This window comes from Rhizobium mongolense subsp. loessense (assembly GCF_900099775.1).
Lineage (GTDB): Bacteria > Pseudomonadota > Alphaproteobacteria > Rhizobiales > Rhizobiaceae > Rhizobium > Rhizobium loessense.
Genome location: NZ_FMTM01000028.1, coordinates 1 through 9016 on the forward strand (window position 1 = coordinate 1; position 9016 = coordinate 9016).

Below are 9016 nucleotides of genomic sequence, written 5' to 3' on the forward strand. Positions count from 1 at the left end.
GCGCGTCAGACCACTCCAGAAAGCAACGTCTCCGCCGACCGTTAGCTTGGCAGCGCAAACATCGCCACCGATCGGACCTTCCCAGGTATTGAACCACGCCTGCAGGCCTGCCTCGTCCTTGCCGTGATAGACGAGCGGCGGTGCTAGCGAAAACTCGACCGAATCCTCGGTTTCGTAGGAAAGTGCGCCCTTGGCATCTTTTTCGCCGAGCGCGGAAGCGCGCATCGTCAGCATGGCGATAATCGCCTCTTCTTCGATATTGACTTTGGTTTCGTTGCTCATTGACCGTTCTCCTGTGCTGTTCAAGCAGAGGACGAACGAGGGAACGACAATCCGACACCGACACACGAAGCTAGTGGGAATTTCGCGCCTTCACCTTCAAGGTGTCGATATGGAGATCCGGGATTTATCCGAGCAGGAAACTATGCGGACCAAGATGCCTAAGCCTCGGGATTTTCGGTAGAACCACAATCATCCGCTCGGCATAGTCTCTAGGTGCATTGAGGTGAGGTCCCAACGAAGTAGCTCTGGCATTAATGCCGCCAGACCTTCACCGCAGAAATTAGCAGGATGATTGCCAGCGCTGGGAGCAAAACGCCGTTGGGAACGATTCCAAGAAGCATACCCCCACCGAACGTCCCAACAGTTGATCCGGCTGCCATCATCAGAAGGAAACCCTTGTTGCGGCCGATTACGGAGAAGCCCCGGTCCCGGCTATAGCGGGTAAAGCCCACCAGCATTGTGGGCAGGCTGACGGCGAGGGAAAGACTGCCGGCAAGCTTGATGTCGGCGCCGAAGAGGAGGACCAGAGTCGGTATCAAAAGCTCGCCGCCCGCTACTCCTAGCAGAGCTGCGACGATGCCGATGATGAAGCCTGCTACTACGCCCGCGATAAGCTGTGCCACGCCCGTCAACAACGGTTGTCCTGCCGTTGCGTCGTGCCCAAGCACCAAAACGATGGCGATTGCCACCAGCATGGCGGCGATGACCTTGTAAAGCGTCTCCGACCGAAGGCGCGTTGCCCAGCCCGCTCCAAACCAGGCCCCGAGGAGACTTCCGGTGAGAAGATTGACAACAATTGCCCAGTTATCGGCGATGGTGCTGAACGGTACTATCCCGGCACGGAATGGCAAAGCCGTTGCGACCACGACCAAGCTCATTGCCTTGTTTAGGATCACCGCCTCTAAGGCCACGAAATTGAAGAATCCAATCAGAATCGGTAGCCGAAACTCGGCACCACCAAGGCCAATGACGCCCCCCAGTACGCCGATTATGGCCCCGCCGCCAAAGGCGGCGGCCGAGGGGGGATGAGTAAGTGGCGTATTGGCAGTGTCGGTCATATCGATACGTATGCACAAATATCTCGACCCGGATAGAAGGTATACTTGGCGCCGAGCAAGCCCTGACAGGTCGCCCGACAGATTGAAGAGCTGCTGGGCAACGAGGTGGACTACGTGGCCGTCTCGCTGGATCTTCCCATTGATCGCCATCATCGACGATCCGAGATCCGCGAGCTGAAGGCCGAGCGCGACGGGGAGATCGGAGGACCGAGAGGAGGTTTGCCAATCGATTCTAGGTGCGGCAATCCGATAAATGGGCAGCTCTCGGGCAGAATATTGCGCCATCGGCGACAAATGTCAGGGGAAGGTCTCTGTCTTGAAATAGGATATGAAAGCAGACCTATCGAGTGGCGACGGCGTGAGGCACAATTGCTTGAAACCGAAGCCTAGGATGCACCCGATCAAGCAAACGTTCCGCGCTCGGTCGATTTTACCTGCTGAGTTCGGCCGCAGAAGACCTCCACCCGCATGCCCACTTCAGGCCGGACAAGCTGCCTCGACACTCGCATTTGAACAAAACCCCGCTCCCGCTGGTTATTCTGCAAAATCGCGAGAGAACGACGATGGATTTCCTAGAGGCGGTCAACGCTGCCGGATCCTGGCTGCAGGCTTTCCTTCTCAATGAGTGGACGCTCTATCAGTCCGCCCTGATTGTCGCCGGTTACCTGCTTTCAGGCTTGCTGGCAAAACGGATCGAGCCGGCACTGGAATCTCGCGCCCGCACCATCAAGGGAAATCCGGATCTACTTCGCGTCATCATCGCATTCATGCGGCGAACACGCTGGCTCTTTCTGATTGTGCTGCTGGCGATTGCGGATGTGGTGCTGTTGCGATTTGCGTGGCCATCGCACCGGTGGCTGGTAGCAACAGCCCTCACTCTTGTGGTGGCGTGGTTCGTCATCTCGGTACTCACGCGCATCATCCGAAACCAGATGCTGGCGCGCGTCGTTGCTGCGGCGGGCTGGCTGTACTTTGCACTTTACGCGCTTGGGCTGGATCGCGCGCTCCTGGCAGCACTCGATGGTATTGCGGTCAATCTAGGCGCCGTTCGCCTTTCAATGCTTCTCGTCTTGAAGGCCATCGTCCTTTCCGTCGCGCTGATCTGGCTTGCGGTTCTGATCGGTAACATGTCGTCGAACTGGATCCAGAAGTCCGCCGATCTCACGCCCTCCCTGAAGGTTCTCATCAGCAAACTGATCAAGATTGGCCTCATTGTCTTTGCGGGCACGATTGCGTTGTCTGCAACAGGCATTGACCTGACGGCGCTCACGGTTTTTTCAGGTGCTGTCGGCGTCGGCATTGGTTTCGGCCTGCAGAAGGTCGTCTCCAACTTCATATCCGGAATCATCATCCTGCTCGATAAATCCATCAAGCCGGGCGACACGATTACACTGGGGGAGACCTTCGGCTCCATCCGCGACCTGCGCTCCCGCTTCGTCTCCGTCATCACGAGAGATGGCAAGGAGTACCTCATTCCAAACGAAGACTTTATTTCCCAGCAAGTCGTCAACTGGTCGTTTTCCAGCGATTATGTCCGCATCGAGGTAGATTTCGGAACTTCGTATGACAGCGATCCGCACGAGGTTACCCGCATCGCGATCGAGGCCGCCAAGACCATTCCGCGGGTAGCCGGCACCTACGCCCAGCCAGTCTGCTGGATGACGGCCTTCGGGGCATCATCGGTCGATTTCAAGCTGAGATTCTGGATCTCCGACCCGAGCAACGGCCTTACCAACGTGCGCGGTGAAGTACTCATGGCATTATGGGATGCATTCAAGGCAGCCGGCATTTCGATCCCGTTCCCGCATCGCGAAATCATCATGAAGACACCTGTCGAGCTTGCTCGCGCCTCTCTTCGGCAACGGCCAGGTGATGACTGCGCTTCCGGCAGCCCCAAAACCGGGAACTGAATTGCCTGAAAGACGTTCGGCAATATCCGTTCACGAGGTCATCGCCATGCGCCGCTCCGTTTATTTGCTCTCTCTCGCACTCGCCGGCTCCCAGCCGCTTGCGGTAGCCGCTCAGGAAGCCAATTTCCTCCAGTCGCTTGCCGGAAACTGGCAAGGCGCGGGCCAGGTGCTGATGCGGATCGGCAGCGATCCGGTCAACGTGCGATGCAGCTTCGCAACGACGGCGGGCCGAGCCAACTTCTCCATGAACGGCAGCTGCCGGGGATTTGTCGTCGTGCGCCGGGCCGTTTCGGCAAATCTGAGGGTCAGCGGCGGGCGCTATACCGGAACCTATGTCGGACCGATGGGCCTACCGTCTGCGCTTTCTGGAAGCCGCCGCGGAAACGCCATCAATCTTTCCGTGCGCTGGGCCCGCCCCGTGAACGGCGACCGGAACGCCACCATGACCATCGAGAAGGTCGGGGCGGATGGCTTGCGCCTGCGCACGGTCGATCGCGACCATGCGACCGGAGGGTCCGTCGTGACCAGCAACATCGATCTTATGCGTCAGTGAACTTCCGCCAGTCTGTCCAGCCGGTTTCGTCAGTTGCTCGTCTGCGTCGCGGCTGCTTCCGAAGCCGATCCGTTCCTGGCGAGTTGCCCGATGGCCACCAGAACCAGCACGGCAAGGGCGCCTGCCGCCGACGTCAACGCCAGCGACCAGACGACGCCGATGCTCCCGATCAGGTAGGCCAGCGCAAAGGGTGCGACGGCCGACACGATCAGCCGCGCCGCCATCACCCGGCCCTGCATCTTTCCATAGCCGTCACTTCCGAAGAGCAACAGCGGAAGCGTTCCCGTGACGATGCTGAAAAGGCCGTTCCCCAGGCCGAAGACAACTGCGAATGCGACGGCGCCGGCAACGGAAGGCGCGGTCGGGATGAGTAGGAATACCGCTGCCGACATAAGCGTGGCCGCGATGATGGCAAGCTTGAGCGGCGGCAGGTTCACGCCGAAGAGCATGTTCGTCAACCTACTGAGAACCTGCGAGGGGCCGAAGAACGTCCCGACCAGCGCCGCTGTCGCGCCGAGCCCGAGGCCGGAAAGCAGCGGCACCATATGGACGAGCATGGCCGAGCTCACCAGCGACTGGAGGGAGAAGGAAAGCGCCATCAGAACGAAACCCATCCTGCGGGCCGATGCGGCAAGCGTTCCTTCCACACGTCTCGCCGGCGTAGCCTTGCCGCTTCGCTCCCGATTTCGGCGCATCTGCCGCGAGAGCACGGCATGGATAGGCAGGCAGATGATGAGGTTGAGGCCTGCGAATACCAGATAGACCTGCCGCCACGACATCTCGGCGTGCAGCATTGACGTGATCGGCCAGAAGATCGTCGAGGCAAACCCGCCGATGAGCGTCAGATAGGTGATGCTCCGTTGTGCCGCCTGCGGCCGGATCTGCACGAGTAACGCGAAGGCCGCGCCATATTGAACGAGGTTCGACGCCGCCTCGATGCCGATCAGGGCCGCCACGAAGGAAATCCTGCCGGGCGCCAGCGCGCAGGCGACAAGTGCTGCCGCCGCGATCGCCGATCCCGCCGTCATGATCCGACCGGCGCCAAAGCGGTCGATCCATTTGCCGAGCGCAGGTGCCATAAGGCCTCCGATCAGGAGAGCCGCGGACAATGCGCCGAAGACAGCCTCGGACGGCCATCCGAGATCCCGCGACATATTGGGGGCGAGGATGCTGAAGCTGTAATAGAGCGTGCCGTAGCCGATGATCTGCGTGATGCCAAGGGCGATAATGGCGGCAATCGGCGGAGGTTCGGTCATATAGATTTCAGGCTCACGCGCTGTTCGAGCTTATCGGCCTCTTCCTTGCGCTCGCTATAGCGATCGGTGAGATAGGCAGAGGCGTCGCGGGTAAGCCACGTGAATTTCACCAACTCCTCGCAAACGTCAACTACCCGGTCGTAATAAGACGAGGATCTCATGCGGCCGTCCGCATCGAACTCCTGAAAAGCCTTGGCGACTGAAGACTGGTTCGGAATCGTGATCATGCGCATCCAGCGGCCGAGCATGCGCATCTGCCCAACGGCGTTGAAAGACTGCGAGCCGCCCGACACCTGCATGACGGCAAGCGTCTTGCCCTGCGTTGGCCGCACCGAGCCAACCGAAAGCGGAATCCAGTCGATCTGCGCCTTCATGATACCGGTCATGGCGCCGTGGCGTTCCGGCGAAACCCATACCTGCCCTTCCGACCACTTTGAAAGATCGCGCAGTTCCTGGACCTTCGGATGGCTTACCGGCTCCGCATCGGGAAGCGGCAATCCCTCCGGATTGAATATCCGCACCTCGCAGCCGAAGTGCTCGAGCAGGCGCGCCGCCTCATGGGCGAGCAGCCTACTGTAGGAGACTGTGCGCAGCGAACCGTAGAGGATCAGGATACGGGGCTTATGCTTCGCGAATGGGGGCCGCAGCGCTACGAGATCGAGAGGCCGCAGATGTTCGCGGGAGGCTGCCGGCAGCTCAGACAATGCGCCTACCTTCCGCATCGAGAACCTGTTCGCCGTCTTCCTTGGCGAAGGCGCCTTTATGGGTGTCCGGCAGGATATCCAGAACCGCCTCCGATGGCCGCGCCAGGCGTGTGCCGAGCGGCGTCACGACGAAGGGCCGGTTGATGAGGATCGGATCTTTCAGCATCGCGTCGAGAAGCTGATCGTCGGTCAGGGCCGCGTCATCGAGCCCCAACTCCGCATAGGGCGTACCCTTCTCGCGGATAGCCTGGCGCACCGTCAGGCCGGCGTCGGCGATCATCTTGACGAGCTCCGCGCGCGACGGCGGGGTTTGCAGATACTCGATGACCGTCGGCTCGATCCCGGCATTGCGGATGATCGCCAGCGTGTTGCGCGACGTGCCGCATTCTGGGTTGTGATAGATGGTGGCTTTCATAGCTTTGCCTCAGATGAAAGGGTTGACGATGCACCCGGCTGCAACAACCAGGTGAAAAGAAAAAGCGCCGCGACCGCGCCGGCGATTTCGGCGACCCAGAAGCCCGGAAGATCGACCGGACGGATGCCGGAAAAGGTGTCGGTCAGCGAGCGGGCGAAGGCAACGGCAGGATTGGCGAAGGAAGTCGAAGCGGTGAACCAGTAGGCGGCCGTGATATAAAGCCCCACCAACCAGGGCACCGCCTTCTGCTCGAAGCGGATCCCGGCGAGAATTACCGTCACCAGGCCGAAGGTCGCGACACCTTCGGAAAACCATTGCGCTCCGCCGGTGCGTACCTTTGTCGACAACTGGACGAGCGGAAGATCGAACATCAGATGGGCCGCTAGCGCCCCGATGGCGCCGCCAGCTACCTGCGCCAGGACGTAGCAGAGGAAATGGCGTTTCGGCAGCGACCGCGATATCGCGAAGACCAGCGAGACCGCCGGATTGAAATGAGCTCCGGAAATTGGCGCGAGGATAGTGATCAGGACCACCAGGATCGCGCCGGTCGCCAGCGTGTTGCCGAGTAGCGCCAGTCCGACATCCTGCGTCAGCGATGTCGCCATGATGCCCGACCCGACGACGGTCGCGACGAGAAGTGCTGTGCCGAGGCCCTCGGACACCAGGCGGCGCGGCAGATCGAACACCATCGTTATTCTGCCTTCACCGGATTGCTCGTCGAACCTTCCATGGCGCCGATCTGGCGCAGATGCTGCTCCAGAGCGAGCTTGTCGATCGACGACAAAGGCAGGCTCAGGAAAGCCATGATCCGGTTCTTCAGGAACCGTGCGGCCTGCGCGAAAGCTCGGCCCTTCTCGACTTCGCTGCCCTCGACAGCGGCTGGATCCTCGACGCCCCAGTGGGCAGTCATCGGATGACCGATCCAGACCGGACAGGCTTCGCCCGCGGCGCTGTCGCAGACCGTGAAGATGAAATCCATTTTCGGAGCACCTGCCTCGGCAAACATGTCCCAGCTCTTCGAGCTGAAGCCGGTCGAAGGATAGCCCAGCGCCTGCAGCTCCTTCAGCGCATAGGGATTGACCTTACCCTTGGGTTGGCTCCCTGCCGAAAACGCCCGGAAGCGGCCCTTGCCTTCGGTGTTGAGAATGGACTCCGCCAGGATCGAGCGGGCGGAATTGCCGGTGCACAGGAACAGCACATGGTAGACACGGTCGGCAGTCATTGCAGTTTCTCCTCCACTTTAGGCGCGCAGCATGCGGCGACCGCCGCCACAGGTGCGCAGATTTCAGGGTTCCCGGCGCAGCAGTCTTCCATCAGGAAGCGGATCAGACCGCCCAGCGCATTATAATTCGCGGTGTAGATGATCGAGCGGGATTCGCGTTTCTGACTGATGAGGCCGGATCGTTCGAGCTCCTTGAGATGGAAGGAGACATTCGACGGCGAGACGGCCGTCTTCTCCGCAACCATTCCGGCGGCCATGCCGTCTGGACCGGCGACCACCAGCACGCGGACGATCTGCAGGCGGGTTTCCTGTGCGAGCGCGGCGAAAGCGCTCAGGGCTTGACGTTGATCCATATTTCAATAATCCTTGAATCGTTGAAATTAGGATTAGTGCAAATGAGCGCGATCGACAACAGCAAAATGCAGGACCACGACATCAGCCTCGGCCTGCTCCTCGACTTCCTGGCAGACGCCAAGGACTTGCCCTTGGTTTTCCATTACGATGGCCGGCCGGTGAAACCGGGCTACCACGTTACCGAAGTCAAGACCGGTGAGTTCGCAGCGCTCGACTGCGGCGCCAACCCGGAAGCATGGCGAGAGATTTTCATCCAGCTATGGGATATCGAAGAGGACGACCGCACGCATATGCCGGCTGGAAAATTCCATGCAATCATCCGAAAGGTGACCGAGCATGTAAAGCTCGACGGTTCGGCAAGGCTGACATTCGAAGTCAGCGACGGCGTGCGGCCGATGCAGCTTTATTGCGCGGCCATGCCGGCCCTGCTAGGCGGTATGGTGCACGTCGAACTTGCGCCTCGCCCGGCAAGCTGCAAGCCGCGCGACCGCTGGCTCAAAGAGGAAACACGAAAGACTGAAGCCTGCTGCAGGCCCACGCATGGCAAAGATGCTTGCTGCGCCTAAATGGCACTGAAAAGCCAACGGCCAACATCTGCGAAAGTTATCTCCGGCCCCTCCTAATCATATTGGGCGGGTTGATATGTCGTCGGGACACTGCCGTTATAAGTGGCATGAGGTTTGTGCTGTTTTACATTGTAACCTGCGTTTCCGTCAGCCTTGCTGTGGGCGTCGCCATATATCCGATCTTCGAACCGCCACCCGGGCTGGCCCAGGATTCCTCCAGGCAAAGCTCCCGTCCTCAAGCAGCCAGGATGGCGGGCAAGACCTCTCGCCTGACGCCTTGCGCCAATGCCTCGTCCTGCCTCCAGGCACCAACGAGCGCTGACCCGAACGACGCTTTTCGTTTCCGTCCACCGGTTTTTGTGCCGGCCTCTCCCCGCACCCCGCCCGCGGATGTGCCCGCGAGACGTGAGCTTTAAATGGTTGCCCCGGCCACAGACCAAGCCCTCCGCATCGTCGCATTCCGAAAGCAGGTCGACCGAACGCACGAAGGCAACGCTTCGTTAACCACGTTTAGCGTACTTTTGGCAAAACCAAGGAGGTCGGCGGGTTGAGGGGGCGAACAGCACTAGCTCGTAGCGCAGCGTATTTTGTAATCGCGTCTTTGCTGGCGGGCTGCGTGAGCGGACCGGACCACACGCCTCCGGAGATGCCGCTTCCGGCGAAATTCGGTGAGGGCAGCACCAAGAATATCGGTGA

11 protein-coding genes and 1 pseudogene are annotated in these 9016 nt (G+C 60.2%); 3 read left to right on the forward strand and 9 right to left on the reverse strand.

Annotated features, from left to right (window positions below; translation table 11 throughout):
• Positions 1 to 282, reverse strand: a pseudogene (locus BLP23_RS32815) (DUF4440 domain-containing protein); the annotation flags it as partial.
• Positions 283 to 533: 251 nt separating this feature from the next.
• Complete coding sequence (locus BLP23_RS32825) at positions 534 to 1340, reverse strand: sulfite exporter TauE/SafE family protein (protein WP_092588829.1); 807 nt, start codon at positions 1338 to 1340, stop codon at positions 534 to 536.
• Between the two features lie 563 nt (positions 1341 to 1903).
• Between BLP23_RS32825 and BLP23_RS32830 the strand changes: the two genes are divergently transcribed.
• Both BLP23_RS32830 and BLP23_RS32835 read left to right on the forward strand, forming a co-directional pair.
• Positions 1904 to 3250 carry a mechanosensitive ion channel family protein gene (locus BLP23_RS32830; RefSeq protein WP_092588822.1) on the forward strand — a complete coding sequence of 449 codons (1347 nt, stop codon included), beginning with the start codon at positions 1904 to 1906 and terminating at the stop codon, positions 3248 to 3250.
• 46 nt (positions 3251 to 3296) lie between these two features.
• Positions 3297 to 3803, forward strand: coding sequence for a hypothetical protein (locus BLP23_RS32835; protein WP_092588830.1), 507 nt, complete (start codon positions 3297 to 3299; stop codon positions 3801 to 3803).
• Positions 3804 to 3832: 29 nt separating this feature from the next.
• On the opposite strand, the gene arsK is transcribed toward BLP23_RS32835, so the two are convergent.
• From arsK to BLP23_RS32865, 6 genes are read right to left on the reverse strand one after another with little or no spacing between them, the layout of a single operon-like run.
• Positions 3833 to 5059, reverse strand: a complete 1227-nt coding sequence (arsK, locus tag BLP23_RS32840; RefSeq protein ID WP_092588823.1) for an arsenite efflux MFS transporter ArsK — start codon at positions 5057 to 5059, stop codon at positions 3833 to 3835.
• Complete coding sequence (gene arsH, locus BLP23_RS32845; RefSeq protein ID WP_167364063.1) at positions 5056 to 5781, reverse strand: arsenical resistance protein ArsH; 726 nt, start codon at positions 5779 to 5781, stop codon at positions 5056 to 5058. Before arsH ends, arsK begins: the two co-directional genes overlap by 4 nt.
• Positions 5756 to 6178, reverse strand: a complete 423-nt coding sequence (gene arsC / locus BLP23_RS32850; protein WP_092588824.1) for an arsenate reductase (glutaredoxin) — start codon at positions 6176 to 6178, stop codon at positions 5756 to 5758. The genes arsH and arsC overlap by 26 nt, the downstream gene beginning before the upstream one ends.
• Positions 6175 to 6867 (reverse strand): aquaporin, encoded by a 693-nt coding sequence (locus BLP23_RS32855; protein ID WP_092588825.1) that lies wholly within the window; start codon positions 6865 to 6867, stop codon positions 6175 to 6177. The genes arsC and BLP23_RS32855 overlap by 4 nt, the downstream gene beginning before the upstream one ends.
• 2 nt (positions 6868 to 6869) lie before the next feature.
• The gene (locus BLP23_RS32860) at positions 6870 to 7400 is read right to left on the reverse strand and encodes an arsenate reductase ArsC (RefSeq protein WP_092588826.1); all 531 of its coding nucleotides are present in this window, start codon (positions 7398 to 7400) and stop codon (positions 6870 to 6872) included.
• The gene (locus BLP23_RS32865) at positions 7397 to 7753 is read right to left on the reverse strand and encodes an ArsR/SmtB family transcription factor (RefSeq protein ID WP_092588827.1); all 357 of its coding nucleotides are present in this window, start codon (positions 7751 to 7753) and stop codon (positions 7397 to 7399) included. The genes BLP23_RS32860 and BLP23_RS32865 overlap by 4 nt, the downstream gene beginning before the upstream one ends.
• Positions 7754 to 7795: 42 nt before the next feature.
• Between BLP23_RS32865 and BLP23_RS32870 the strand changes: the two genes are divergently transcribed.
• Entirely contained in the window at positions 7796 to 8320 is a 525-nt protein-coding gene (locus BLP23_RS32870) for a DUF6428 family protein (protein ID WP_092588828.1), read from the forward strand.
• A gap of 510 nt (positions 8321 to 8830) precedes the next feature.
• Here BLP23_RS32870 and BLP23_RS34165 read toward each other — a convergent pair.
• The coding region (locus BLP23_RS34165) for a hypothetical protein (protein ID WP_208603229.1) at positions 8831 to 9016 on the reverse strand (186 nt) is incomplete at its 5' end.